The organism is Rhizobium sophoriradicis, from assembly GCF_003939025.1.
GTDB lineage: Bacteria > Pseudomonadota > Alphaproteobacteria > Rhizobiales > Rhizobiaceae > Rhizobium > Rhizobium sophoriradicis.
In genome coordinates, this window is the sequence record NZ_RQIH01000006.1 from 274,806 (window position 1) to 301,040 (window position 26,235).

Genomic DNA, 26,235 nt, shown 5'->3' on the forward strand with positions numbered 1-26,235 from the left:
CATGAAACGCAACGTCGTTCTCAAGCTTACCGGCGTCGAGCGCCATTACGGGCAGGGCGATACGCTGCTCTCGATCCTGAAAGGGGCGGATTTCTCGCTGTCGAAAGGCGAGATTGTCGCCCTTGTCGCGCCCTCGGGCACGGGCAAGTCGACGCTGCTGCATGTCGCCGGTCTGCTTGAGCATCCCGATGGTGGCGAAGTCAGCATCAACGGCAAGGCCTGCGACGGGCTGAGCGACGAGAAGCGCACGGCGATCCGTCGCCGCGAGATCGGCTTCGTCTATCAGTTCCACCACCTGCTGCCGGAATTTTCGGCGCTCGAAAACATCATGATGCCACAGCTGATCGCCGGCCTGTCCTGGAAGGAAGCCGGAGAGCGGGCCGGCCAGCTTCTCGACTATATGCGCATCGGCCATCGCGGCTCCCATCGCCCCGCCGAACTATCAGGTGGCGAGCAGCAGCGTGTCGCGATCGCCCGCGCCGTCGCCAATGCACCGACCCTGCTTCTGGCCGATGAGCCGACCGGCAATCTCGATCCGGAAACCGCAAGCTACGTCTTCGACGCGCTGGAGGCCCTGGTGCGCCAGTCCGGCCTCGCCGCCCTTATCGCCACGCACAACCACGAACTCGCCCGCCGCATGGATCGGCGCGTGACGATCTCCGACGGCAAGGTCGTCGATTTCTGATCGATGTCGCCCGGACGTGCGCAGCGGTTGCGGGAAAAAGACGAAGAGATGACGCGTCTGGCGGCAGGCTCGAATCGACCCGCCTCCGGCTCCGTCAGGGGATGATCAGTCCGCCGCGATAGTCGAGCGCGTAAGCCTTCCGTCCGCCGACCATGATGCATTCATGACCGCTGAACCGTTCACAGCCGCCTTCGCTGCGATCGAGATAGCGGCCGAGCGGATGGTCGAATTCCATGCCGCCGAGAAACCGGCCCTGCCGGTACATGGCAGAAAGCGCCGCCTTGATCACTGTGCCAGCTGCGCTGGCATCGATGAGATCGGGCGTAATGACCCAGCCGAAATAATTCATCGCCCAGATCGGCTCGTCGGCAAACCACACCACCTCCTGTCCGGCAAAATCAGTGCCGCCGAAATAACTGTCGAGATAGCGCCAGTCGCCGCGTTTGTAGCCGATATCGTGAGACCCCGGCCGGCAGGGCGGGCGCGGCACGCCGCCGCCGACATAGCTGGCAGCTTTGGCTTCGACGACGAATTCGTTCAGCATCGCAGTCTCGGACATAGGATCCTCCTCCTGACTCGCCAGTAGGGATATAGCAGGATAACTAGAACATAAACAGAACAGATGCCGGGAGCCTTCGTGGCTCGGCATCTCAAGCCCGTCACCGAAGCTGCCACCGAATCGCTGCATCGCTGGATGTTTGTCAAACGCAAGGAGGAAGGAAAAGATTCCTGTTGACATCAGAACATAGATCGAACAAATTGAAAACATAACGAGTAAAGGAGAGCCAAATGACTGACATGATCCGTGATATCGCAGCATTCACCTCCATCGCAATGTTCGTTGCCAGCTTCTCACTCATCGTCATCGCGATCTAAATTTTCAGGGGACTGCATGGTCATCATGCGGTTCGGACGCCGGACTTTCTGGACATCATCGCCCTCCATGCCGACAATGCGTCCGATTCATTCGGTGATTGGGAAGTGATGTCATGGCGGATACGGTAAAGGGTTCGACGGGTGAGGCAATCGGCGGCACGCCGGGCTTCATTCACCTGAGGGTCCACTCCGCTTATTCGCTTCTCGAAGGCGCACTGCCGCTGAAGAAGATCCTCTACAAGGCGACCGGCGACAGCCAACCGGCCATCGCGATCACCGACACCAACAATCTGTTCGTCGCCCTGGAATTCTCCCAGAAGGCAATGGACGAGGGACTGCAGCCGATCATCGGCTGCCAAGTCTCGATCGACATGGAAGACGGGCTGGAGACCGAAAAGCGCGGCGGCCAGCAGGCGTTGGTCAAGCTGCCGTCGATTGTCCTTCTCGCCGCGACGGAGGCCGGTTACGAAAGGCTGGTCGACCTCGTCAGCCGCGCCTATTTGGGCGGCGACAGCAACCAGGCCATTCATATCAAAGCCTCCTGGCTGGAGGACGCCGGCACGGAAGGGCTGATCGCCTTGACCGGCGCCCTGACCGGGCCGGTCGATGCGGCCGTCCGGGATGGTCATCCCGCCCAGGCCGAAGCGCGGCTGCTCATGCTGAAGCGTCTCTTCGGCGACAGGCTCTATGTCGAACTGCAGCGTCATGGCACCTACGATAAGCGGCACGAGCAGAAGATCGTCGGGCTCGCCTATGCCCACGACCTGCCGCTGGTCGCGACCAACGAGGCCTTTTTTCCGACGCGCGACGATTACGACGCCCATGATGCGCTGATGGCGGTTGCTCATAACGCCATCGTCTCCGACGACAGCCGCTTTCGCCTGACGCCGGATCATTATCTGAAGAGCCGGGCCGAGATGGCCAAGCTCTTTGCCGATCTGCCGGAAGCGCTGGAGAACACGATCGAGATCGCCAAGCGTTGCTCCTTCGTGTTGAAGACGCGCAAACCGATCCTGCCACGCTTCACCGGTGCGACCGACGATGCCGAGGAGGCCGAGCGCGCCGAGGCGAGCGAACTGCGCCGCCAGGCGGTCGAAGGGTTGGACATGCGGCTTTCGACCCTCGGCATGTCGCCGGGTTATGAGGAGAAGGATTATCGCGAGCGCCTGGATTTCGAGCTCAGCGTCATCGAACGCATGCGCTTTCCCGGCTACTTCCTGATCGTTGCCGACTTCATCAAATGGGCCAAGCAGCATGACATTCCGGTTGGTCCCGGCCGCGGTTCCGGCGCCGGTTCGCTGGTCGCTTACGCGCTGACGATCACCGACGTCGATCCCTTGCGGTTTTCGCTGCTGTTCGAGCGCTTCCTCAATCCGGAACGCGTCTCGATGCCGGACTTCGACATCGACTTCTGCCAGGACCGCCGCGAAGAAGTGATCCGATACGTCCAGGCCAAGTACGGCCGCGAACAGGTGGCGCAGATCATCACCTTCGGTTCGCTGCAGGCGCGCGCCGCACTCCGCGACGTCGGCCGCGTGCTGGAGATGCCCTACGGCCAAGTCGACAAGATCTGCAAACTTGTACCGAATAATCCGGCCAATCCGACGCCGCTCTCCAAGGCAATCGAGGAGGAGCCGAAGCTGCAGGAGGAGGCGGCGAAGGAACCGGTCGTCGCGCGCTTGCTCGATATCGCCCAGAAGATCGAGGGGCTTTACCGCCATGCCTCGACCCATGCCGCCGGTATCGTCATCGGCGACCGGCCGCTGTCCAAGCTGGTGCCGATGTATCGCGATCCGCGCTCCGACATGCCGGTCACCCAGTTCAACATGAAATGGGTTGAGCAGGCGGGCCTCGTCAAATTCGACTTCCTTGGCCTGAAGACGCTGACCGTCCTGAAGGTCGCCGTCGATTTCGTCGCCAAGCGCGGCATCAGTGTCGACCTTGCGGCCATTCCGCTGGACGACAAGAAGACCTACGAGATGCTGTCACGCGGCGAAACGGTCGGCGTGTTCCAGGTGGAAAGTGCCGGCATGCGCAAGGCGCTGATCGGCATGAAGCCGGACTGCATCGAGGACATCATCGCGCTGGTGGCGCTCTATCGTCCGGGCCCGATGGAGAACATCCCGACCTACAATGCCCGCAAGCACGGTGACGAAGAGTTGGAATCGATCCATCCGATGATCGACCACCTGCTCAAGGAAACCCAGGGCGTCATCGTCTATCAGGAACAGGTGATGCAGATCGCCCAGGTGCTGTCCGGTTATTCGCTCGGAGAGGCCGATCTTTTGCGCCGCGCCATGGGTAAGAAGATCAAGGCCGAGATGGACCAGCAGCGCGAACGCTTCGTCGATGGCGCTGTCAAGAACGGCGTATCGAAGCCGCAAGCCGACAATATCTTCGAACTGCTGGCGAAGTTCGCCAATTACGGCTTCAACAAGTCGCATGCCGCCGCATACGCCATTGTCTCCTACCAGACGGCCTATATGAAGGCGCATTATCCGGTCGAATTCCTCGCCGCCTCGATGACGCTCGACATGTCCAACACGGAAAAGGTCAATGACTTCCGCCAGGACGCCAAACGCCTCGGCATCGAGGTGATCGCCCCGTCGGTGCAGACCTCCTTCCGCCAGTTCGAAACCGGCGACAACCGCATCTATTATGCGCTCGCCGCCCTCAAGGGCGTCGGCGAATCCGCCGTCGACCATATCGTCGAGGTGCGCGGCGACAAGCCGTTCGCCGGCATCGAGGATTTCTGCCTGCGCATCGATCCGCGCCAGGTCAATCGCCGCGTCTTGGAAAGCCTGATCTTTGCCGGTGCCTTCGATTGTTTCGGCACGGACCGCGCCCAGCTTTCAGCCGGGCTCGACCGTATCCTCGGCTATGCCCAGCGCGCCCAGGAAAACAAGCTGAGCGGCCAGTCGGATATTTTCGGCAGCACCCTGACCTCGGGCCCCGAGAAGATCGCCCTGCCGCCGTTTTCGCCCTGGCTTGCCTCGGAGCGGCTGCTCAAGGAGTTCCAGGTGCTGGGCTTCTATCTCACCGCCCACCCGCTCGATTCCTACAGCAACATCCTGCAGAAGATGCGGGTGCAGACCTTTGCCGAGTTTTCCGCAGCAATCAAGCAGGGCGCGTCGAATGCGCGCCTTGCCGGCACCGTCATCTCCAAGCAGGAGCGCAAGACCCGCACCGGTAACAAGATGGGCATCATCGTCTTTTCGGATTCGTCGGGCCAGTTCGAGGCCGTGCTGTTTTCGGAAATGCTGAACCAGTACCGCGACATGTTGGAGTCCGGAAAATCCTTCCTGCTGACCGCGACCGGCGAGGAGCGGCCGGAGGGCATCGGTCTGCGCATCCAGACGATCCAGTCGCTAGAGGAAAAGTCGCTGCAGATGCAGAAGGCGCTGCGCGTTTATATCAGAGATTCCGGGCCGCTGAAAATGGTCGCCGGCCATCTGAACGCCAAGGGCGACGGCCTGGTTTCCTTCATCGTCATCAAGGAAGAGGGCAAGCGCGAGGTCGAAGTGGCGCTGCCGGAGAAATACCGCATCACCCCGGAGATCGCCGCCGCTCTTCGTGCCGCCCCCGGAGTGGTCGACGTCGAGCTTGTCTGATCGCGAAGCGGATCGCCGGGGGCGAAGTAGATCGCCAGCGGCGAGTGGATCACCAGCGGCGAGTGGATCGCCAGGGGCGAGTGGATCGCCAGGGGTAATGCACCTTACCCAGCGTGATGCACCTCGCCCCGGGCTGATGGCCGTCAGCCGCGGGTGATGGTAATGAAATTCGTGCCTTCCCCGGTCTCGGTGCCGAGACCGGTATCGGAGATTGTCAGCGTCGAGCCGGGCGCGATCAGCGCGTCGATCTTGCGGCGGGTTTCGTCGGGGATGGCAATCCTGCTCAGCGAACGGGCAATCGGCTTGCCGGTGACGATCGAGCTTTCCTGATTGCTGATCCCGAGGCGCTTCATCGTTTCGCGGGAGAGATTGTTTTCGAGGGTGATGCCGAGCCAGTCCGCCGTTCCGGCCTTTTCATCGACCGCGTGCAACGTGAAGAAATGCGTGCCGAGCGCCAGCCCCGGATCGGTGATCGTCACTGGCGCCTCGAACACCGGTTTGAACGCCTTCCGCACCATGATGACGCCGTTCGGCGGCTCGCCCTTGCCGGCCGCGGCATAGACGGCTTTGAGCAGCCTGTCGGAGATTAGGCTTCTGTCGCCCGCAAATTCCGCTGGACGCAGCGTCTTGAAGGCAGTGACCGCCTGCACGGTCGACGGGCCGAGCAAGCCGTCCGGATCGCCGGCTGAAAAACCGAGCTGGTTGAGAAGGGTCTGAATGTCGATCACCGTCTCGCGCAGCGTCCGGCGTGTGATCAGTATGCTGATCGGCTCGGATGGCGGCTCGATTTCGGGCTTTGGCATCAGCGCCGCTACCGGCATCGGCATGGCCGCCGTGTCGTTCATCGCCACCTGCACCGGCTTTTGCGGGCTGTCTGGCATGGAGGGCCGCAATTCGACATCCGAAAGCAGCGGCATCGCCACCGATGTCTCCGGACGGAAGAGGTTGGGGTGGTCGATCGGCTGCGGCGCCAGCTCGCCATCGCTGATAATGACGGGGATACCGTTGCCGGTCATGCCATAGAGCATTTTTGCGAAAGCGCCGGGCATGCGCACGCAGCCATGCGAGGCCGGATAACGCGGCACCGAATTGGATTCGTGCAGCGCGATGCCGGACCATGTCAGCCTTTGCATGAAGGGCATCGGCGCGTTCGAGTAGAGATTGGATTCGTGGTGTTTTTGCTTTTCCAGCACCGAGAAGATGCCGCTCGGCGTCGTGTGGCCGTCCTTGCCGGTCGAAACCTTCGAGGTCGCGACGACCTCGGTGCCGTCATAGACCGCAAGCGACTGCTTGTCCTTCGAAACGAAGATCTGCAGCGTGCGTGCATCCGCGGCAAAAGCAGGGTGCACGAGTGCGGTGGCCGACAGCAAGCCGAGGCCGAAGACGAAACGCGAGACCATGATACCCAACCATACGCAATACTGGTCCGGCACATTATGGGACGAAGTTTAAGGAAGATTTGATAGGCCGAACGGCAGCCGGGGTAACAGCCTCAGCGCTGTGATTTAACGCATGTCGTTACCCCCGAACCGCTGCGCAGTTCCGGGCGACACCTCAGTGATCGCGCTTGCTGCCGAAGGTATAGCCGGTCTCGACCGTGCCCTTGCCGAACTTGTCGCGCAGCTTGTCCATCGCCGCTTCGGCCGCTGCCCGCCGGCCCGACTGCCGGTCGATGAGATCGGGCGGGTCGGCGCGGGCGGCGTCGCCGAGATCCGTGACGCCGATGCCGATCAGGCGGAATTTCGTGCCGTCCGTCTCCTTTTCGAGCAGCTCGAGCCCGATCCGGAAGATCCTGTCGGCCAGCTGGGTCGGGTCCTCGAGCCTGCGGTTGCGGGTGCGCGTCTTGAAGTCGGCGCTCTTCATCTTCAGCACGACGGTGCGGCCGGCGATGTCGCCTTTCTTCAAGCGCCAGGAGACCTTTTCGGAAAGATTGCGCAGGATCGGCACCAGATCGTCGTGGCGCGAGATGTCGTCGAAGAAGGTCGTCTCGGCCGAGACGCTCTTGGCGGCATCATTGAGATGCACCTCGCGGTCGTCGATGCCGCGCGAGAGGCGGGCGAGCCGCTGGCCGATGCTGCCGTAGCGGCGCATCAGCTCGTTCTCCTCCATCTGCTGCAACTGGCTGATGGTGCGGATGCCATCCGCTTCCAGCGTCGCGGCAAGGGCCTTGCCGACACCCCAGATCGTCGTGACGGGACGCGGCGCCAGGAATTCGACCGCTTCTTCGCGGCCGATGACGGAAAAACCGCGTGGCTTCTGCAGGTCGGAGGCGACCTTGGCGAGGAATTTGCAATAGGAAAGCCCGACCGAGACGGTGATGCCAATCTCCGTTTCGATGCGCCGGGCGAATTTGGCGAGCGTGCGCGCCGGCGGGTCGTGATGCAGCCGCTCGGTGCCGCCAAGTTCCAGAAATGCCTCGTCGATCGACAGCGGCTGCACCAGCGGCGTCAGATCCTGCATCAGCGCCCGTACCTGGCGCCCGACCCGGACATATTTCTCCATATCAGGACGGATGACGACGGCCTGTGGGCATGCCTCCAGCGCCTTGAACATCGGCATCGCCGAGCGCACTCCGTGGATGCGGGCAATGTAGCATGCAGTGGAGACGACGCCGCGTTTGCCGCCGCCGATGATCACGGGCTTGTCGGCAAGCTCGGGATTGTCGCGCTTCTCGACGGCCGCATAGAAGGCGTCGCAATCGATATGCGCCAGCGTCAGTGCATGGAGCTCGCGATGGCGCACCAGACGCGGACTGCCGCAGGATATGCAACGGCGCGCCTCACCCTTCTGCTCGGCAAGGCAGTCGCGACAAAAGCCGGGTGTCTTGTCAGGGGCGGGCGTCATTGTGAGAACAAAGGTTGAACGTCGCGACACTACGCCTTAAGCTGACGAGTCTCAAGAGCCGCGGGAGCTTTGCCTTTGGATAACGATATTCGTTTCGAGCCGGTGACGGCGGAACGCTGGGGTGACTTCGAAACCCTGTTCGGGCCGCAGGGCGCTTTCTACCATTGCTGGTGTGTGGCGCTGCGTCTGCCGCATGCGGTGAGGACGAAAATGCCGGCCGACGAGCGCAAGGCGCATATGCAGCAACGGATCGAGGCAGGGCCGCCGCCGGGCATCCTCTGTTATGCCGGTGGCGAGCCGGTCGCCTGGGTGCAGGTCGGGCCACGCCACGACGTGCCGCAGTTCAACTCGCCGCGCACCGTTTCGCGACCGCTGGAAGAGGGCGATGCGCATGATCCGTCGATCTGGGCCGTCAGCTGCTTCTTCCTGCTGCCCAGGCTGCGCGGCAAGGGAATGAGCCATCGGCTGCTCGCCGGCGCGATCGATCACGCCAGGCGCCAGGGCGCGCGGCTGCTGGAAGCCTGTCCGATCGACCAAGTGAAGCAGTCGAAATCCGTGACGCTCTGCATCGGCTCGACTGCGATCTTTGATGCGGCCGGCTTCGAGACTGTGGCTAGGCGCAAGGACGGGCGGCCGCTCATGCGGCTGGAATTGCGCGACTGAGCGTGCCGGCGAGGAAATGCGCCTCGATCAGCTCAGCGGCATGCGCCCAGTCGATGGCGCGGGTAATGTCGTCGGCCGCTGCCGGCGCGAAACGATGGACCGGTGAGTCCGGCATCAGATGAATGAGCAGGCAATCGGCCACATGTTCCCTGACGGAATGCAGATTGTGCGCCATATCATCGATGAAGGCGACGGGAAAGGAGCGGCTGGCATGCAGCGCGTGAACGATCGGCCCCTTGGGCTGCTCGCAGGCAAGCAGCGGAAAGAGCAGCCCGGCGCTGTCCAGCAGGCGGCGGCGCTGATCCTGGAACCGTGGCGGCATCGCCGTCAGGAAAAGGATATCGGCCGCCTGCGAAAGCCGGTCGAGCGTTTCGATGACGTGGTCGACCGGCGTCTGCCACAGTTCCTGCGCTTCGAAAAACTCTTCGATCAGCCGGCTGACCTGGTTGCCCTCGATCTCCGCACCGTCCGCCGTGGAGACGATGTTGCCGTGCAGCCGGAACGATCGCGGCAGGAACTCATGACCCAGGCTTTGAAGAAAAAGCTGGAACGGATCGATGAACTGCAGCACCACATCGTCGACGTCACAGACGATCAGCGGCCGCTCGCCGAGGCGGATATGGGAAATATCGAGATCGGTCACGCTCAGTATTCCCCGGAATCGAGACCCGGCGAGGAGAAATGCCGCCAGGCTGCGGTCACCGTCTCCGGGCTGAGGCCGCTCGCCGCGCAGAAGGCCATCGCCGTCGGCTCGTGGTTCATCAGGAAATCCATCATGCCGGCGAGAAAGCCCGGATCGTTGACGGCGTTGCGCACCTGCCCAGGGGCCACGCCCGTGAGCGCGAGGAAGCGGCCGAACATCTCGGGATCGTCGGCAAGCCAGCCGAGCACGGCGATCGCCGTCTCGTGCGGGTCGGCCGCCAGTTGTTTCGAAGTCTTGAAGTTGCTTTGCATTTCGAGGGGTAAGTTACCTTTTCTTCAACCAAATACCGCTAGCGTGCGCTATCGGTTTCACGGAGCTCTTCATCCGCATGTGCCTTTCTCATGGGACGAACCGCTGCGCGAACGGACGTAGGGACAGCTTGTCATGCCCAAACAGGTGATGATTGTAGAAGATAACGAGCTCAACATGAAGCTCTTTCGCGACCTCATCGAGGCGTCCGGCTATACCACGATCCAGACGAGAAACGGCATGGAGGCGCTCGATCTGGCGCGCAAGCATCGCCCCGACCTCATCCTCATGGATATCCAGCTTCCCGAAGTCTCCGGCCTGGAAGTCACCAAATGGCTGAAGGAAGACGACGAACTGCACGTGATTCCCGTCATCGCCGTCACGGCTTTCGCAATGAAGGGCGACGAGGAACGGATCCGCCAGGGCGGATGCGAGGCCTATGTTTCCAAGCCGATCTCGGTTCCGAAATTCATCGAGACGATCAAGACCTATCTGGGCGATGCCTGACGCATCGGAAAGACGCTTATGACTGCGCGAATACTGGTGGTTGACGATATTCCGGCCAACGTGAAGCTGCTCGAAGCGCGGCTGCTCGCGGAGTATTTCGACGTGATGACAGCCGCCGATGGCCACGAGGCGCTGGCAATCTGCGAGCGCAACCAGGTCGATCTGATCCTGCTCGACATCATGATGCCCGGTATCGATGGTTTCGAGGTCTGCGAGCGGCTGAAGGCCAGCCAGAAGACCGCCCATATCCCCGTCGTCATGGTCACAGCGCTCGACCAGCCGGCCGATCGCGTGCGTGGCCTGAAGGCCGGCGCGGACGATTTCCTCACCAAACCGGTCAATGATCTGCAGCTGATCTCGCGGGTAAAGAGCCTGCTGCGGCTGAAAACATTGAGCGATGAGCTGCGCATCCGCGCCGACACCGCCCATACGATGGGCATGGGCGACCTGATGCGGGCAGGCGAGGGCCGCGCCGACGAGGCCGGCCAGGTGCTGCTGGTCGATGGCCGCGCCAATTCGCAGGAACGCATCGTCAGGGCGCTGAAGCCCGTCGCCGACGTGCTTGCCCTCTCCGATCCGCAGGCAGCCCTCTTCGAAGCAGCCGAGCACGCCTTCGACCTCGTCATCGTCAACGCCAATTTCGACGATTACGATCCGCTTCGCCTCTGCTCGCAATTGCGATCGCTGGAGCGCACACGCTTCCTGCCGATCCTGATCATCACCGAGCAGGGGGCTGACGAGATGGTCGTGCGTGCGCTTGATCTCGGCGTCAACGATTATATCATCCGTCCCGTCGATCCGAACGAGCTGGTCGCCCGCAGCCTGACGCAGATCCGCCGCAAGCGCTACAATGATCGGCTGCGCGCCAGCGTCAAGCAGACGATCGAGCTTGCCGTGACCGATCCGCTGACCGGACTTAACAACAGGCGTTATCTCGACAATCACCTCACCGTGCTCTTCAACCGGTCGATGGCGCGGGGGCGTCCGCTTTCGGTGCTGATCACCGATATCGACCGTTTCAAGCAGGTGAACGACACCTACGGCCATGACGGCGGCGACGAAGTCCTGCGCGAATTCGCAAACCGCGTCCGTTCGACCATCCGCGGCGCCGATCTCGCCTGCCGCTACGGCGGGGAGGAGTTCGTCGTAGCCATGCCGGACACGTCGCCGGAAGTGGCCGCCGCTGTCGCCGAGCGCCTGCGCGCGGCAGTCGAAAGCGCTCCCTTCATGCTGAAGCACTCCGGCGAAGCGCTCAACGTCACCGCCTCCTTCGGTATCGCCTCACGGATCGGCTCGGTGCTGACCCCCGACCAGCTGATGAAGCAGGCCGATCTTGCGCTTTACGAGGCCAAGAATACCGGCCGCAATCGCGTGGTTGCCGCAGCTGCCTGACGAATCACCCGGCCTCTTGCGGGGCTTTGTGGGTTTTTCCACTGTCGTAAGCCAATTATTACCGATTTTTAACGTTCGCCCATGCGACGCAGGGCGAAAAATCTGCAACTTGATAGCCCAAAAATGGACGCCAGGCGTTGCTGTGGATAACGGCGGCGTGCGACATTTTCTGGAATGCCGGACGGCGCGCGGAATGAAATGGGGACTATAAAAGAATGTCTGCTGACAACAGGGTCAAATAGAGTGCGGCGGCGTCACCTCACGTAAGGGGAGGGGCGGCTTAAGTTATTAAGTTATATTGTCGAATTTCTTCTAACCCTTCACCGCTAGGCTTTGGGTGCAAGCAGAGACGTCAAATCTTTGTGTGTGCCAATCCTGGACTTTTAACCATAAAATCAAGCTGAGAAAATTCATCATTAAGAATTTGTTGATTTTCTTTCATTTCTGCGCAAATTATCGGCTCATAAGAGAAGAGCTCCCGAAGAGGAGCTGTCCATACCCCATGATGCTCAGGTCCGCCGCATCTCCTGGGTCGTGGGGTTGGTCGGCTGGTAGGCAAGTCATAACGGTTCCTCGTGCCGTTTTGCATGCTGGCCGACCCCCTTTCAGGAAAACGCCGTCGCTTCCCGAAGATGGAAGGGCGGCGTTTCTTGTTTGCGCTATCATTTCTCAAAGGAGACCGTTCCGGACAATAAAAAACGCGCAACCCAAGGGCGCGCGCTTTTTTGAAATCCGTCAGGCCAAGTGATTACTTGATCTTGGTTTCCTTGAACTCGACATGCTTCTTAGCAATCGGGTCATACTTCGTCTTCGTCATCTTGTCCGTCATCGTACGGCTGTTCTTCGTCGTGACGTAGAAGAAACCGGTGTCGGCTGTCGACAGCAGCTTGATCTTGATTGTTGTAGCCTTGGCCATGGTCGTCCTGCCTTTAAGAAAATGAAAGCCGTGGAAGCCGGATGGGGCTCCACGGCAAATTCTGGCGCGAAACTACGAATCCCGCCCGAAAAGTCAAGTCCGTTTTCGAATGAACATCAATCTGATGCCGGAAAGTAGGGCGTAAAAGCCGAAGAAGGCGGCAATCGCCCAGGCGAAACCGCTATTTCCGGCGACATCGATCGCTGCGCCGATCGCCTGCGGCCCGGCCACGGTTCCCACCGCATAACAGAAGACGAAGGCGGCATTGGCCGCCGCAAGGTCGGAACCGGTCAGACGCGAGCCGAGATGGCTGAGGCCGACCGTATAGAGGCCGGAGACGCAGCCACCCCAGAACAGCAGGAGTCCGGCCATCAGCAGCCAGTTGTCGACCAACAACGGCAGCATCATCGAGCCGACGAAGCCCATCAGCGCCATGCCGGCGAGAAGCGGCCGCTTGTCGGAGATGCGGTCGGAAAGCAGGCCGAGCGGGATCTGAAAGATGACGTTGCCGACCCCCATCATAGTGAGCAGCAGTGCCGCCTGCGATTCGGTGAAATGGGCGCGCACGGCAAAGATCGGGAAAAGCGACAAGCCGCCGGCTTCGACGGCGCCGAAGATGAAGACCGCTGCCGTCGCCGTCGGCACCAGGAAGACGTAGCGCATGAAATGCAGCTCCGGCTTTTCCTCGAGCGCCGGGCTTTCGTAGCGGGCGATGAAGATCGGAATTGCGGCGAGCAGGATGGCGCCGGCGCCGACCAGGAAGGGGAAGATCCCGTCGCTGCCGAGCAGCGAAAACAGCAGCGGCCCGGCGGCAAAGCCCAGCGAAAGCACGGTCGCATAAATGCCGAGAACAAATCCGCGCTTGGACGGCGGCGAGGCGGCGTTGATCCAGAATTCGGAGAGGATGAACAGCGTCGTCGTTGCGCCGTGGAAGGCGAAACGCAGGGGAAACCACATCCAGAAATCCTGGGCATAGTAGAAACCGAGCGCGCTCAGCGCTGAAATCACCACAGCCCAGAGCATGGTCGGCGCCACACCGTATATGTGAGCGAGCTTGGTTGTAACGGGCGCGGCGGCCATCGCCGCAATGCCTGCCATCGCGGTATTGAGCCCGATCAGGGTCGATGAGATGCCGCGTTTTTCGAGGATGATGCTGAGCAGCGGAAGTCCGAGACCGATTGCGATGCCGACGGCTGATATCGACGAGATGGCTGCCACCAGAGAAGGCCAATGGATTTCTTCGAGATCGCCCGGTGTGCCGTTTCTCGGCTGAGACATTTATCCATCCTTAGAAAGCTTCGCGAGCGAATCGGCCGGTCGCTTCGCATAGAAAGACACGGACGTGCCAAATCCCGGTGACGAGCAGCGTTTCGCAGTATTTCCGATGTGAGTGACCGCCTGCGGAATGTAAAGCCTGTTCAGACAAGAAAAGCTTACCATGTCAACTCGTTGAGGATCGACGACGCCCGCGTCCGATAGTGGTCGGTGGATGGCAGCCACTACACGTTAAATATGTCTGGAAGGTGAAGGCATTCAATCCGGCCGCCGGGGAAGATCGTAATCATCGGGGCCATCGCTCTCCCCGCCGAAACCGTGCATGCGTAGCGCCCATTGCAGCCCGATGACGCCGCCTTTGATCGGCTGGATCGAGGCAAGGGCGGTGACGACGGTGATCGGGGCCCAGATGGCGAGATGAACCCATACCGGCAGAACGAAGGTCATGTCGGTCAACATGTAACCACCGACGAGGACATGGCCGAGGACGAGGATGACGATATAGGGCGGCAGGTCGTCGGCGCGGTGATGATGCATCGGCTCGCCGCAGGCAGCGCAGTGATCGACCGGTTTCAGGAAAGCGCGAAAGAGCTTGCCGTCGCCGCAGGCCGGACAGCGGTTCATCAGCCCGCGCAGGATCGAGCGCCGGAGCGGACGTTCGACCTCGGGCGTGCCCCCGTAGCGGACCGTCGGATCGGTCTGTGTGCCCATCGCATGTTCCTTTTCAGCCCGAAAGCGTAGGGCTCCTGAATCAGGCTCGATGTCGTGAGATGCTTTAGCGCCGCCCGCGCGGCGGCCTCGTCCCCGGTTTCTTGCGAACCTGGCCCTTGTCGCGGCGGCCGGCCTTATGGAAGGAGCGCACCGCCGTCGGCATCTCGCGCCCCTCGCTCAGCATTTCGAAACGCAGCGCGCCGGCAAGCGGAATCGCTTCGGCAAGTTTCACGGTGACGCTGTCGCCGAGGCGATAGCCGAGCCCCGTGCGTTCACCCGAGAGTGCCTGATGCGCCTCGTCATAGATGAAATAATCGCTGCCAAGCGTCGATATAGGGATGAAACCATCGGCGCCATAGTCCGGCAGAGCGATAAAAAGCCCGGATTTCGTCACCCCCGAGACCCGGCCGGCAAATTCCTCGCCGACCCGGGTGCTCAAGTGATGGGCGATCAGCCGATCGATGGTCTCGCGCTCGGCCGCCATTGCCCGGCGCTCGAATGTCGAGATTTCGGCGGCGATATCGTCGAGGGCGGCTTCTTCGTCCGGCGTGATGCCGCCTTCGCCGAAGCCGAGCGAGCCGACGAGCGCGCGATGCACGATGAGGTCGGCGTAGCGGCGAATCGGTGAGGTGAAGTGGGCGTACTTCATCAGGTTGAGACCGAAATGGCCGATATTCTCAGGGCTGTAGATCGCCTGGCTTTGCGAGCGCAGCACCATCTCGTTGACCATGGTCTGGTGCGCCGTGCCTTCCGCCTTGGCCAGAATGCCGTTGAAGCTATTGGCGCGCACATTGCCGCCCTTGGCGAGCGAGATGCCGAGGGTCGCCAGGAACTCGCGCAGGACTTCCTGCTTGGCAAGCGTCGGGCCGTCATGGATGCGGTAGACCAGGACCTGGCGCTTCTTTTCCAGCGTTTCGGCGGCGGCGACGTTCGCTTGGATCATCATCTCCTCGATCAGCTTGTGCGCGTCGAGCCGCGGCGGCACGAAGACACGATCGACCGTGCCGTCGGGCTTCAGCAGGATCTTGCGCTCCGGCATGTCGAGTTCCAGCGGCTGACGCCGGTCGCGGCCGCGTTTCATCACCGCATAGGCGTGCCAGAGCGGCTTCAGGATCGGCTCGAGCATCGGTCCGGTCTTGTCGTCGGCGTTGCCGTCGATCGCCGCCTGCGCCTGCTGGTAGGAAAGCTTGGCGGCGCTCTTCATCATGATGCGATGAAACGTATGGCCGATCTTGCGGCCTTCGCTGGAGAAGCTCATGCGCACCGCGAGCGCTGGACGGTCGAGGCCTTCCTTCAGCGAGCAGAGATCATTGGAGATGCGCTCCGGCAGCATCGGTACCACCCGATCCGGGAAATAGACGGAATTGCCGCGTTTCAGCGCCTCGCGGTCGAGCGGCGAATTGGGCCGGACATACCAGGAGACGTCGGCGATCGCGACGGTGACGATGACGCCGCCGGGATTGTCGGGGGAGGGGTCGAGCTCGGCATAGACGGCGTCGTCATGATCCTTGGCGTCGGCCGGATCGATGGTGATCAGCGGCACGTCGCGCCAGTCCTCACGATGCGACATCGTCGCCGGTTTCGCCGCCTCCGCCTCTGCCATGACGGCGGGCGGAAAGACATGCGGGATGCCATGGGCATGGATGGCGATCATCGAGATCGCCTTTTCCGAGCCGACGGAGCCGACGACGGACAGAACCTTGGCGCGTGGCAGGCCGAAGCGGCCGAGCCGGGCGACTTCGATCTCGACCAGGTCGCCATCCGCAGCGCCGCCGGTGAAGTCGGGATCGATCACCATCTCCTCGCCGCGCCGCTCGATCGGCAGCAGCCGGCCGCCGCCGCCGGGCGCGGTGCGGAAAACCCCCATGGCGGCGCCGCGGCGCCTGTCGATCACCTTGATGATCCGCGCCGTATAGGCCGGCCCGCCGCGGTCGACGGCCGGGAAGATCTTCGCCAGGATACGGTCGCCGAGGCCGGCAACGGGTGCCTTGCCCTTGCCCTGGCGGCCTGCCGGCGATTGCTGGCGGATAGCGACGGCAGGGGCGACACCCTGATCTTCCGGCCATTCCGCCGGTCGGCCGATCAGATCGCCGTCCTTGTCGCGCGTGGTGATATCGAGAACGGTGACGGGCGGAAGGGCGCCGGGACGGATGAGCGACTTGCGGCTCTTCTGCAGCATGCCTTCCTGTTCGAGCTCCTGCAGCAGATGCTTGAGCTCGACGCGGCTGTCGCCCTTCAGCCCGAAGGCCTTGGCGAGCTCACGCTTCGAGGCCTTCTGCGGATGATCGGCGATGAAGCGCAGGATCACCTCGCGCGAAGGCAGCGCGCCGTGGACGATGTTCAGCGGTTCGACGGCGGGAGCATCCTTGCCGGCACGGCCGATCTTGCCCGGGCGTTTGCCCGTGAGGTCCGTTCTGTCGCGCGGTGTCCTGCTCACTTCAGCCCTTTTTCGATTTCGCCGGCGCTTTCGCCTTCGTTGCCTTCGGCTTGGCGGCCGTCTTCGTGGTCTTGGCTTCGGTCGCAGCCGCCTTCGGCTTGGCTTTCGCCCTTGCCGGCTTTCCGGCGGGTGCCTTGCCGGCCTTTTCGGTGATCAGCGCCAGCGCTTCCTCGATGGTGATCGCCTGCGGATCCTTGCCCTTCGGCAGGGTGGCGTTGACCTTGCCCCAGTTGACATAGGGACCGTATTTTCCGTCACGAACGGTGATGGCGCCGCCGTCGGGATGATCGCCGAGCGACTTCAGCGCCGCCGGCGTGCCGCGCGCACCCCGGCCCGGCGCCTTGTTCGCCTTTTCGGCGATGACGGTCACGGCGCGGTTGAGGCCGACCGAGAACACGTCCTCGACGGTATCCAGATTGGCGTAGGAACCGTCATGTAAAAGGAAGGGGCCGTAGCGGCCGATGCCCGATGAAATCATCTTGCCGGTTTCGGGATGTTTGCCGATATCGCGCGGCAACGAGATCAAAGCCATCGCCTTTTCATAGTCGATGTCTTCGGGCTTCCAGCCTTTCGGCAGCGAAGCGCGTTTGGCTTCCTTGCCGTCGCCACGCTGGATATAGGGGCCGAAGCGGCCCGAGCGCAGCGTCAGTTCTTCTCCGGTCGTCGGATCGGTGCCGAGGTTCTTCGGCTCGTTGAGGGCGACACCTTCCGCTTCTCCGCCGTTTTCGGAGGAGAGCTGACGGGTGTAGTTGCATTCCGGATAATTCGAGCAGCCGACGAAGGCGCCGTATTTACCGAGCTTCAGCGACAGGTTGCCTGTGCCGCAGACCTGGCAGATCCTGGGGTCGCTGCCATCTTCGCGCTTCGGGAAGACCAGCGGCGCCAGCGCCTCGTTCAGCGAATCGAGCACGTTGGTGACGCGCAGTTCCTTGGTGTCCTCGATCTGCGCGAAGAAATCCTTCCAGAAATCGCGCAGCACCTGCTTCCAGTTCAACTCGCCTGCCGAAATCCGGTCGAGCTTTTCCTCGAGGTCGGCCGTGAAGTCGTATTCGACATATTTGGTGAAGAAGCTCTCGAGGAAGGCGGTCACCAGCCGGCCCTTGGCCTGCGGGATCAGCTTGCGCTTGTCGATCGTCACATAGTCGCGGTCGCGCAGCGTCGCCAGCGTCGCCGCATAGGTGGAGGGCCGACCGATGCCGAGCTCTTCCATCTTCTTGATCAGCGAGGCTTCCGAATAACGCGGCGGCGGTTCGGTGAAATGCTGCGTCGAATTGATCTTCTGCTTGGCGAGCGTCTCACGCGCATTGATCTCCGGCAGGCGGCCATCCTCGTCGCCGTCGTCGCTCTGCTCGCCGTCCTCTTTCTGGTCGGTATAGGCGGCGATGAAACCGTCGAAGCGGATGACCGAACCGACGGCGCGCAGGCCGGCCTTCTCGCCCTTGTTGTCGGCGGTGATTTCAGCCGTCGTGCGTTCGATCTCGGCCGACGCCATCTGGCTGGCGATGCCGCGCTTCCAGATCAGCTCGTAGAGCCGGATCTGATCGGCGTCGAGGAATTTGCGCAGACGATCGGGCGAGCGGTAGAAATCGGTCGGACGGATCGCCTCGTGTGCCTCCTGGGCGTTTTTCGCTTTGGTCGAATAGAAGCGCGCTTTTTCGGGCAGATAGCGTTCGCCGAACTGATCGAGGATGGCGCGCCGGGCCGCGTCAATCGCCTCGGGCGCCATCTGCACGCCGTCGGTTCGCATATAGGTGATGAGACCGACCGTCTCGCCGCCGATATCGACGCCTTCATAGAGTTTTTGGGCGATCTGCATGGTGCGCGAGGCGGAGAAACCGAGATTGGAGGAGGCGGCCTGTTGCAGTGTCGAGGTCGTAAACGGAGGTCCCGGATTGCGCTTGACCGGCTTCGCCTCGACCGTGTCGACGATATAGCTCGCGCCTTCGAGTAATGCCTTCAGGCGGCCGGCATCTTCGCCGTTGCCGATGGCGCGCGGCGGCAGCCGTTTGCCGTTCGCCGAAACCAGTCTTGCCTCGAACTCGTCGCCGCGCGGCGTCTTCAGAAGTGCGGAGAGATTCCAATATTCTTCCGAAATGAAGCGCTCGATCTCGGATTCACGGTCGCAGACCAGACGAAGCGCCACCGACTGGACACGTCCGGCCGAACGCGCGCCGGGCAGCTTGCGCCATAGGACAGGCGAAAGATTGAAGCCGACGAGATAGTCGAGCGCACGGCGCGCCAGATAGGCGTCGACCAGCGGCACGTCGATGTCGCGGGGATCGGCCATCGCGTCGAGCACCGCCTTCTTGGTGATCGCGTTGAAGACGACCCGCTTGACCGACTTGCCGTTCAGCACCCGCTTCTTGTTCAGCATGTCGAGGACGTGCCAGGAAATCGCTTCGCCTTCGCGATCCGGGTCGGTCGCCAGAAAAAGCCCGTCGGAGGATTTCACCGCCTCGGCAATATCCTTCATCCGCTTGGCCGAGGCCCCGTCGACCTCCCAGAGCATTTCGAAATCCTGATCGGGGAGGACCGAGCCATCCTTGGCAGGCAGATCGCGCACATGGCCGAAGGAGGCGAGCACTTTGTATCCCGAACCCAGATACTTATTGATCGTCTTGGCCTTGGCAGGCGATTCCACCACTACAACATTCATGATGATTCTCTAAAAAAGACTCCGCGCCGGCGTGGAAGCCAGCGCAACACGCAGCGCAACTTGGATACTGGCCCTCCGACATGGACAGGGAAATCGCTGCGGTCAAGGGGTTTGCTACAATTTTACTTCTTGCGTACGGTGCAATCGAGGGGAGATTGTGTGCTGAATACAATTTTAAGACGGCGCACCTATTGAATTCGACACGCGGCTCCTGCAACTCCCGAGGCGGCTCTCTTATATCGCGCAAAGCTCAAACGGAAAGCGAAACGAGGCCGCCCTGATGCCGATGCAGCCTGCCTGATATGTCGAGTTCCAGAAGAATGAGATAGACGGCCGAGGCCGAAAGGCCGGTGTGGCGGATGACGTCGTCGATCTCGACCGGCGTCGGCCCGAGCGCATCGATGATGCGCATCCGGTCTGAATCGCCGGGCGGCATCGTTATTGGCCTGCTCTCGCCTGCCGGTTCCTCTGCCCTCGACGAGGGGAACAGCTCGAACTGCGCCAGCGGCGCCAGCGCCTCGATAACATCGCCAGGTTCGGTAACGATCGAAGCGCCGTCCTTCAGCAGGCCGTTGGTGCCGTGACAGCGCGGATCGAGCGGCGAGCCGGGCACGGCAAACACCAGCCGGCCGAACTCGCCGGCAAGGCGGGCGGTGATCAGTGAGCCCGAGCGCGTCGCTGCTTCGACGACCACGAGACCGAGCGCGATGCCGGCAATCAGCCGGTTCCGGCGCGGAAAATCGCGGGCGCGGGGCTCCCAGCCGAAGGGCATTTCGCTCACGGCCAAGCCGTTGCCGCCAGCTATCTCCTCGATGAGGCCGAGATTCTCCGGCGGGTAGGGCTTGTCGAGGCCGCCGGCAAGGGCCGCGATCGTGCCCGTCTCGAGGCTTGCCCGGTGCGCGGCCGTGTCGATGCCGCGCGCCAGGCCGGAAACCACCGTGTAACCCGCCCGGCCGCAGTCGCGCGCCACCATCGCCGCAAATTTGGCGCCGGCGATCGAGGCGTTGCGCGAGCCGACGATGCCGACGGCCGGCCGCTTGGCGGCGGCAAGCGCGCCTTTGACGGCTAGAAGCGGCGGCGCGCCGTCGATCTGCTTCAGCGCCTGCGGATAGTCCGGCTCGCCGATGCCGACGAAGCGGGCGCCGAAACGATGCGCCGCCTCCAATTCCCGGTGCGCCTCGGCTTCGCTGGCAATGCGGATCGCCCGCGTTGCGCCGCCGCGCGCCGAAAGCTCCGGCAGCGCCGCAAGCGCTGCCTCGGCCGAACCGAAATGATTGATGAGGTCGCGAAAGGTCGCAGGGCCCACATTGTCGGAGCGGATCAGGCGCAGCCAGGCAATTCTCTGCCGTTCGCTCAGCACCGTACCTTTTGATCCCGCGCTCGGCGCGTCCATTATCCCTTCGCCCCGATCTTGTTTTCCGTCCCGCCCATCAGCCGGGAGATATTGGCCCTATGCTTCCAGTAGGAGATGACAGTCATGATCGCCATGACCGCCGCAACCTTTTCATTGCCGAGGATCAACAGGGCGACCGGAATGACGAGCATGGCGACGAGCGCCGACAGCGAGGAATAGCGGGTGGTGACGGCGACCGCCAGCCAGACGGCGGCGAAGAGCACGACCATGATCGGTGCGACGCCGAGAAGGGTGCCGATATAGGTGGCGACGCCCTTGCCGCCCTTGAAGCCGATCCAGACCGGGAAGAGATGGCCGATGAAGGCGAAGAAGCCGGCGATGATCGCGGCCTCTTCACCGAGGAAATAGCCGACGATCCAGGCTGCCGCCGATGCCTTCAGCGCGTCGAGCAACAGCGTCGCCGCGGCGAGCTTCCGGTTTCCGGTTCTCAGTACATTGGTGGCGCCGATATTGCCGGAGCCGATGCTGCGCACATCGCCGAGGCCGGCCGCGCGCGTGAGGATCAGACCAAAAGGAATGGAGCCGAGGAGATAGCCGATGACGGCGGCGGCAAGCGCGATCGGCAGCGTGATCTGCCATGACATGAGATTGGATAACATATGCCCCCTCGGCCCTCCGATGGCCCGTCCTCAGTCCAGCCGGTCCCTAAAGTGTGTGGACAAGCCTTCCCGAGACGTATGTCGCGACCGCCCGCCCGCTGAAGCGCGCATCCTCGAACGGCGTGTTCTTCGAGCGGGAGAGAAGCATGTCTTTGGCGACAAGCCAAGGCTCATCGAGATCGATCAGCGTGATATCGGCGGCAGCACCCGGCTTCAGCGTGCCGGCATCCAGGCCGAAAATCTCCGCCGGCCGGGTGGACATGGCGTCGATCAGGCGCATCAGGCTGACCTGGCCGCCATGGTGAAGCCTGAGGGCAGCCGCCAGCATGGTTTCGAGGCCGACCGCGCCGTCCGCCGCTTCGCCAAAGGGCAGGCGCTTCGTATCGACGTCCTGCGGGTCATGCGCGGAGACGATGATGTCGATGGCGCCGCGCGCCAGCGCGTCGACCATGGCGACCCGGTCGTCCTCCGGGCGCAGCGGCGGATAGAGCTTGAAGAAGGTGCGGTATTCGCCGATATCGTTCTCGTTGAGCGCCAGATTGTTGATCGAGATGCCGGAGGTCACCTTGGCGCCGCGGCTGCGGGCAAGCTCGATCGCCTCGACCGATTGCGGCACGGAAATCATCGCGGCATGATAACGGCCCCGCGTCAGCGCTGCGATCCGAAGATCGCGTTCGAGCGGGATGAGTTCGGCTTCTCGCGGAATGCCGGAGAGCCCAAGCCAGCTGGCGAAAAGCCCCTCATGCATGACGCCGTTGGCGCCGAGATATTTGTCGCGTGTTTCGCAGCAGATGACGGCGCCGAATTCACGTGCATAGGTCATGATCCGGCGCAGAACCTGCGTGTCGTGGACGCTGGAATGGGCATCGGTGAAGGCGACGGCGCCCGCCTGCATCAACAGGCCGATCTCGGTCATCTCCTCGCCGGAAAGACCTTTGGTGATGGCGGCGGCCGGATAGACGTTGACGGCGGCGGTATCGCGCGCCGTCTTCTTGACGAATTCGACGAGTGCGATGTCGTCGATGACGGGATCGGTGTCCGGCATGACGATAATCGAGGTGACGCCGCCGGCCGCCGCTGCCCGGCTTGCCGAGGCGATAGTCTCGCGGTGTTCGCCGCCGGGTTCGCCGATATGGACGCGCGCATCGACGAGGCCCGGTGTGGCCACGAGACCGGCGCAGTCGCGCACGACGGCGCCGTCCGGCGTGCCCTGGTTCTGAGCTGCGCTGCCGGCGGCAAGAATGACGCCGTTTTCGGCGACGATCGTGCCGATTTCGTCGAGATTGCGCGAGGGATCGACGATGCGGACGTTCTTAAGGACGATCGGGTTGCTCATGCCTTCATTCCGCCGGTTCGGGGGCCCTGGTTCTGAGAGACGAGCAGCGTCTCCATGACGGCCATGCGTACCGCGACCCCCATTTCCACCTGTTCGGCAATCACGCTCTGCGGGCCGTCTGCCACCTCGGAGGCGATTTCGACGCCGCGGTTCATCGGGCCTGGATGCATGACCAGCGCATCCTCTTTCGCCGCCTTCAGCGTTTCGGCGTCGAGTCCGTAGAAGCGATAATATTCCCGCACCGACGGCACGAAGGCGCCCGACATGCGCTCGCGCTGCAGCCGCAGCATCATCACCACGTCGGCGTCCTTCAACCCTTCCTTCATCGAGTGGAAGACCTCGACGCCCATCTCGGCGATGCCGGAGGGCAGGAGGGTGGCCGGCGCGACGACGCGCACGCGTGCGCCCATCGCATTGAGCAGCAGGATATTGGAGCGCGCCACCCGCGAATGCAGTACGTCACCGCAGATTGCCACGATGATGCGCGAGAGCTTGCCCTTGGCGCGGCGGATCGTCAGCGCGTCGAGCAGCGCCTGGGTCGGATGTTCGTGCTGGCCGTCGCCGGCATTGACCACCGAGCAGGAGACCTTCTGGGCGAGCAGCGCGGCCGCACCCGCGCTCGAATGGCGGATGACAAGAACGTCGGGGCGCATCGCATTCAGCGTCATCGCCGTATCGATCAGCGTTTCGCCCTTCTTCACCGAGGAATTGCCGACCGACATGTTCATGACGTCGGCGCCGAGCCGTTTGCCGGCAAGTTCGAAGGAGGCCTGCGTGCGGGTCGATGCCTCGAAGAAGAGGTTGATCTGCGTCAGCCCGCGGAGTGTCGACGTCTTCTTTTCTCTCTGGCGGCTGATCTTGACGGCTTCGTCGGCCTTGTCGAGAAGATAGGTGATATCCTGCTCGGTGAGGCCCTTGATGCCGATGAGGTGGCGGTGGGGGAAAAAGACCATGACCCTGCCTCTTGCTGTCTCTGGCGGGTCTATAAAGAGTGCGGCCCGCCGGGGCAAGCATGCGCTGTGGGCAAAGGCTTATGTCCCCATGCATTTTCGCCAGAATTCCGATAGAGCAGAATGAACCGAATCATAACTTCCGGTTTCCCTTTGCCGGGTTCTTACACTAGAAGCGAATTATGACCTCCGCCAACCGGACTGACGACAAACTCGCAGAACTCAACCAGCCGAGCCTGTGGTCCGGCATCAACGCCTACCGGTCCGATCCGCTGATCGTCGATCTGACGGCGGCCCTGCCGCGCGGCATCCGCGAGGATCTGGAAAACATGGGCCGCTACGTCACCTCGCCGGAGGCGCAGGAACTGGCGCGCATGGCCAATCAGGGCGCGCCGCAGCTGCGCACCCACGGTCCGCGCGGCGAGCGCCTCGACGTCGTCGAGTTCCATCCGGCCTGGCACGCGCTGATGCGCCGCTCCATGTCGGTCGGCCTGCATTCCTCCGTCTGGGATCCGCAGGCCGATACCGACGCCAAGGACGAGGCCCACAAGGTTCGCGCCGCCCGCTTCTATCTGACGGCACAGCTGGAATCCGGCCATCTCTGCCCGCTGACGATGACGAGCGCCTCCGTTGCCGCGCTCTCGGCCTCGCCCGCGGTGCAGAAGGACTGGGCGCCGAAGATTCTCTCGCGCAAATATGATTCGTCCAACCGCCCCGCCATGCAGAAGTCCGCGGTGACCATCGGCATGGGCATGACGGAAAAGCAGGGCGGCACCGATGTCAGGGCCAATCGAAGCGCCGCCGAAAAGGTCAGCGAAGGCATCTACCGGCTTTCCGGCCACAAATGGTTCATGTCCGCCCCGATGAGCGATGCTTTCATCATGCTGGCGCAGACCAAGGAAGGCATGGGCTGCTTCCTCGTGCCGCGCCTTCTGGAGGACGGTTCGGCCAACGGCCTGCAGTTCCAGCGGCTGAAGGACAAGGTCGGCAATCGCTCCAATGCCTCTTGCGAGGTCGAATTCACCGACACGTTCGGATTCCTGCTCGGCGGCTCCGATGCCGGCATCCGCACCATCCTCGACATGGTGACGTTGACCCGTCTCGATTGCGCGCTGGCCTCGTCGGGCATCATGCGCGCCTCGCTCGCCGAGGCCGTGCACCACACGCGCGGCCGCAGCGTTTTCGGCAAGATGCTCGTCAACCAGCCGATCATGACGCGCGTACTTGCCGACATGGCGCTCGACGTTGCCGCCGCCACCGCGCTGTCCTTCCGTCTTGCCGATGCCTTCGACAAGGCGCGTGGCAATGCCGAGGAGGCGGCCTATGCCCGCGTCATGACGCCGGTCGCCAAATACTGGTGCTGCAAGATAGCGCCCGCCTTGATCTATGAAGCGATGGAATGCATCGGCGGCAATGGCTACATCGAGGAACGTCCGATCGCCCGCCACTATCGCGAGGCTCCCGTCAATGCGATCTGGGAAGGCTCCGGCAACGTCATGGCGCTCGACGTTCTGCGTGTGCTCAACCGCGGCAAGGACCTGTTCGAGACGGTTTTTGCCGGCCTCGCCCGCGATCTCGGACCCGCCGGCAAGAAGACGATCGACGTGCTGCGCGCCGCAATCGCGCTCTGCGAACAGGATGAGGGTGCGGCGCGCCTGCTCGTCGAGCAGCTGGCGCTTGCGGCCGGTGCCGCCGAACTCTATCGGCTCGGGGCAGGGCGCATTGCCGATGCCTTCATCGAGACCCGCCTTGCCGGCGGCTGGCGCTCCACCTACGGCATGCTCGATTCCCGCTTCGACGCCAGCTACATCGTCGATCTTCTCTATCCGCCGGCGGGCTGACCGCAGGCGGGGACAGCTCGAGCCGGAGCACCGCCCCTCATCCGCCTGCCGGCACCTTCTCCCCGTAAAACGGGGCGAAGGGGACATGCCGCAAGCTCTCGGTCTCTCGCCAACGTCTCGCAGGGCACGTTCCCTCTTCCCGTCAGAACGGGGGTCCGCAGGACGGGTCGAGACCAGCGGCTTGACCCCGGCAAGGTTAGGGTGAGGGGCAGCCGTCGACGCACCGCATTGCTATCGCTCGGCTCGATTGGGCACCGCGACCACCTGGGACAATCACCGTCTGCCGTCCGGCTGGTCGCGACGTATCTCGTCCAGCTCGCCTTCCCAGCCTAATCCAGCGAGATCTGCGATCGCATTTTTCCGGCGGTACCTCTCGACGAGATTTCGTAAAGCCAGTTCTACCATGGTCTCTCTTGTCGCCAATCCCGTGGCGATCATTGCGGCGTCGAGCAAGCCATCATCGATATCGATCGTCATCCGCATGATCACCCCGCGTATACCAATATTGTCAAGGTACACGCCCAGCCTCCAGGGTTCAACTTTGCTAAACAAGCACCACAATAAACAAAA

General features: G+C 62.6%; 21 protein-coding genes. 6 read left to right on the plus strand and 15 right to left on the minus strand.

All coding sequences use genetic code 11. The features are described from left to right. Position 1 precedes the first annotated feature (1 nt). Positions 2-685 (plus strand): ABC transporter ATP-binding protein, encoded by a 684-nt coding sequence (locus EFR00_RS12310; RefSeq protein WP_038688223.1) that lies wholly within the window; start codon positions 2-4, stop codon positions 683-685. 94 nt (positions 686-779) lie between these two features. Here EFR00_RS12310 and EFR00_RS12315 read toward each other — a convergent pair whose 3' ends face one another. Next, on the minus strand, positions 780-1,244 hold the full coding sequence (locus tag EFR00_RS12315; RefSeq protein ID WP_077993363.1) for a DUF5680 domain-containing protein: 465 nt from the start codon (positions 1,242-1,244) through the stop codon (positions 780-782). A 430-nt stretch (positions 1,245-1,674) separates the two neighbouring features. Between EFR00_RS12315 and dnaE the strand changes: the two genes are divergently transcribed. Further along, positions 1,675-5,172, plus strand: a complete 3,498-nt coding sequence (gene dnaE / locus EFR00_RS12320) for a DNA polymerase III subunit alpha (RefSeq protein ID WP_039619125.1) — start codon at positions 1,675-1,677, stop codon at positions 5,170-5,172. Positions 5,173-5,315: 143 nt separating this feature from the next. On the opposite strand, the gene EFR00_RS12325 is transcribed toward dnaE, so the two are convergent. Both EFR00_RS12325 and EFR00_RS12330 read right to left on the minus strand, forming a co-directional pair. Next, a complete protein-coding gene (locus tag EFR00_RS12325; RefSeq protein ID WP_077993365.1) occupies positions 5,316-6,572 on the minus strand; it encodes a L,D-transpeptidase family protein in 1,257 nt (418 codons plus the stop codon). Positions 6,573-6,726: 154 nt separating this feature from the next. Further along, complete coding sequence (locus EFR00_RS12330; RefSeq protein ID WP_077993368.1) at positions 6,727-8,016, minus strand: DNA polymerase IV; 1,290 nt, start codon at positions 8,014-8,016, stop codon at positions 6,727-6,729. Between the two features lie 75 nt (positions 8,017-8,091). Here EFR00_RS12330 and EFR00_RS12335 point away from each other — a divergent pair, with 75 nt between their 5' ends. Beyond that, a complete protein-coding gene (locus tag EFR00_RS12335) occupies positions 8,092-8,679 on the plus strand; it encodes a GNAT family N-acetyltransferase (RefSeq protein ID WP_077993369.1) in 588 nt (195 codons plus the stop codon). On the opposite strand, the gene EFR00_RS12340 is transcribed toward EFR00_RS12335, so the two are convergent. Together EFR00_RS12340 and EFR00_RS12345 are read right to left on the minus strand one after the other, a co-directional pair. Then, positions 8,654-9,322 carry a hypothetical protein gene (locus EFR00_RS12340; protein WP_077993373.1) on the minus strand — a complete coding sequence of 223 codons (669 nt, stop codon included), beginning with the start codon at positions 9,320-9,322 and terminating at the stop codon, positions 8,654-8,656. The two genes, EFR00_RS12335 and EFR00_RS12340, sit on opposite strands and share 26 nt — an antisense overlap. Positions 9,323-9,324: 2 nt before the next feature. Further along, on the minus strand, positions 9,325-9,633 hold the full coding sequence (locus EFR00_RS12345; protein ID WP_009990435.1) for a DUF3572 domain-containing protein: 309 nt from the start codon (positions 9,631-9,633) through the stop codon (positions 9,325-9,327). A gap of 133 nt (positions 9,634-9,766) precedes the next feature. On the opposite strand from EFR00_RS12345, the gene EFR00_RS12350 reads away from it, so the two are divergent. Together EFR00_RS12350 and EFR00_RS12355 are read left to right on the plus strand one after the other, a co-directional pair. Next, on the plus strand, positions 9,767-10,138 hold the full coding sequence (locus tag EFR00_RS12350; RefSeq protein ID WP_003547430.1) for a response regulator: 372 nt from the start codon (positions 9,767-9,769) through the stop codon (positions 10,136-10,138). Between the two features lie 18 nt (positions 10,139-10,156). Beyond that, positions 10,157-11,530 carry a PleD family two-component system response regulator gene (locus EFR00_RS12355; protein ID WP_077993375.1) on the plus strand — a complete coding sequence of 458 codons (1,374 nt, stop codon included), beginning with the start codon at positions 10,157-10,159 and terminating at the stop codon, positions 11,528-11,530. Between the two features lie 748 nt (positions 11,531-12,278). On the opposite strand, the gene rpmG is transcribed toward EFR00_RS12355, so the two are convergent. From rpmG to EFR00_RS12400, 9 genes are all read right to left on the minus strand, one after another. Next, positions 12,279-12,446, minus strand: coding sequence for a 50S ribosomal protein L33 (rpmG, locus tag EFR00_RS12360; RefSeq protein ID WP_003587245.1), 168 nt, complete (start codon positions 12,444-12,446; stop codon positions 12,279-12,281). Positions 12,447-12,539: 93 nt separating this feature from the next. Beyond that, positions 12,540-13,724, minus strand: a complete 1,185-nt coding sequence (locus EFR00_RS12365) for an MFS transporter (protein WP_077993378.1) — start codon at positions 13,722-13,724, stop codon at positions 12,540-12,542. 255 nt (positions 13,725-13,979) lie between these two features. After that, positions 13,980-14,432 carry a DUF983 domain-containing protein gene (locus EFR00_RS12370; protein WP_077993380.1) on the minus strand — a complete coding sequence of 151 codons (453 nt, stop codon included), beginning with the start codon at positions 14,430-14,432 and terminating at the stop codon, positions 13,980-13,982. A gap of 64 nt (positions 14,433-14,496) precedes the next feature. Next, a complete protein-coding gene (gene rnr / locus EFR00_RS12375; protein ID WP_077993384.1) occupies positions 14,497-16,869 on the minus strand; it encodes a ribonuclease R in 2,373 nt (790 codons plus the stop codon). Position 16,870: 1 nt separating this feature from the next. Beyond that, positions 16,871-19,525 carry a type I DNA topoisomerase gene (topA, locus tag EFR00_RS12380; protein ID WP_077993386.1) on the minus strand — a complete coding sequence of 885 codons (2,655 nt, stop codon included), beginning with the start codon at positions 19,523-19,525 and terminating at the stop codon, positions 16,871-16,873. Positions 19,526-19,775: 250 nt separating this feature from the next. After that, positions 19,776-20,918, minus strand: coding sequence for a DNA-processing protein DprA (dprA, locus tag EFR00_RS12385; RefSeq protein ID WP_077993388.1), 1,143 nt, complete (start codon positions 20,916-20,918; stop codon positions 19,776-19,778). After that, entirely contained in the window at positions 20,918-21,538 is a 621-nt protein-coding gene (gene plsY / locus EFR00_RS12390) for a glycerol-3-phosphate 1-O-acyltransferase PlsY (protein ID WP_009993607.1), read from the minus strand. Before plsY ends, dprA begins: the two co-directional genes overlap by 1 nt. Positions 21,539-21,584: 46 nt before the next feature. Then, positions 21,585-22,874, minus strand: coding sequence for a dihydroorotase (locus EFR00_RS12395; protein ID WP_077993390.1), 1,290 nt, complete (start codon positions 22,872-22,874; stop codon positions 21,585-21,587). Further along, positions 22,871-23,827 (minus strand): aspartate carbamoyltransferase catalytic subunit, encoded by a 957-nt coding sequence (locus EFR00_RS12400; RefSeq protein ID WP_077993392.1) that lies wholly within the window; start codon positions 23,825-23,827, stop codon positions 22,871-22,873. Before EFR00_RS12400 ends, EFR00_RS12395 begins: the two co-directional genes overlap by 4 nt. A 179-nt stretch (positions 23,828-24,006) precedes the next feature. Here EFR00_RS12400 and EFR00_RS12405 point away from each other — a divergent pair, with 179 nt between their 5' ends. Next, on the plus strand, positions 24,007-25,665 hold the full coding sequence (locus EFR00_RS12405; RefSeq protein ID WP_077993394.1) for an acyl-CoA dehydrogenase family protein: 1,659 nt from the start codon (positions 24,007-24,009) through the stop codon (positions 25,663-25,665). A 273-nt stretch (positions 25,666-25,938) separates the two neighbouring features. Here EFR00_RS12405 and EFR00_RS12410 read toward each other — a convergent pair whose 3' ends face one another. Then, on the minus strand, positions 25,939-26,148 hold the full coding sequence (locus tag EFR00_RS12410; protein WP_077993441.1) for a type II toxin-antitoxin system VapB family antitoxin: 210 nt from the start codon (positions 26,146-26,148) through the stop codon (positions 25,939-25,941). Positions 26,149-26,235 lie beyond the last annotated feature (87 nt).